Origin of the sequence: Romboutsia faecis, from assembly GCF_014323405.1 — a bacterium.
Classification (GTDB): domain Bacteria; phylum Bacillota; class Clostridia; order Peptostreptococcales; family Peptostreptococcaceae; genus Romboutsia_E; species Romboutsia_E faecis.
The window spans coordinates 1-984 of record NZ_JACRWE010000032.1 but is presented as its reverse complement, the minus strand read 5'-3'; the positions used below and the strand labels follow the sequence as shown (position 1 = coordinate 984).

At 26.4% G+C, this 984-nt stretch carries 1 protein-coding gene; it reads left to right on the top strand.

The genetic code is table 11. The features are described 5' to 3' along the window. Nucleotides 1–318: 318 nt before the first annotated feature. Complete coding sequence (locus H8923_RS17020) at nucleotides 319–939, top strand: hypothetical protein (RefSeq protein WP_187127998.1); 621 nt, start codon at nucleotides 319–321, stop codon at nucleotides 937–939. Nucleotides 940–984 lie beyond the last annotated feature (45 nt).

The window sequence follows — 984 nt, the reverse complement described above, 5'->3', positions numbered from 1 at the left end:
CTTTCTACTGACTCATGTATTACTTCTTTATCTAGTGTTTTAGGTTCGTTTACTATTATTCCTTCTCCTAGTCTTTTTCTGTGTTTAATTGCCATATTTCAATTCTCTCCTTTTTGTAAAGTTTTCCTGTTTCTGTAATATAGAATAACAGGTGAAAAAGCATTTTTCAAATTTCAAGTTTCGTTTTTGATTTAATTTCGTTTTTATTGTATAATTATAATTAAGTATATTACATAGCATTATTTTGTTTTATTTTCAAGCAAATCGCTTGCCCTACCGTAATCCATGGGCATTGCTTTTTTTAGAAAGGAGTATTTTATGGCTAGTAAATCAGAAATTAAAAGTCGACAAAGCGAGTTAAAAAGTTCTTTATTAGAAAAAAATTTAACCTTAGTAGATTTCTATCGTGATGTAACACCTGTTTATGAACAAGAAAGCTTTATTGAAAAATTTGGTCTATTGTCTGAATCTAGGGTTAGAGAAGATCTCAAAGCAATAGGATATGTATACAGTAAAGATAATGAGGCATTTATTTCTAACACATCCTATATTGGTGAGGAAGCAGAATCACAGATTATCAGATGTTTGTATTTTATGAATCTATATCAACCAATTAGTATCGACTTAATTCCTTATGATAATGATTCTGAAAATACAATTTGCCAACTTTCATACATTTTATTACAATATGAAGATCCTAAAAAAAGAGAGTACTCAAAATACAATATTAAAAATTTATTGAAAAATTTAAAAATATATTATGAGTATGTGTATCATGATTCTACTCTTGGTGAATTAAACATTGTGACTACAGAAAAATATGTAAAATTTGAATTTTTAGATACTAAATATTTAAATAGGCTTTATGATCATTTAAAAAAATGGAAATCAAAAGATCAAAATCCTTTTGTTAGAAGAAAGGTAGGAAGGATAAGATAACATTATTTAATAGGAGCTACTATTTTGTATAGTAGCTCTTTTATA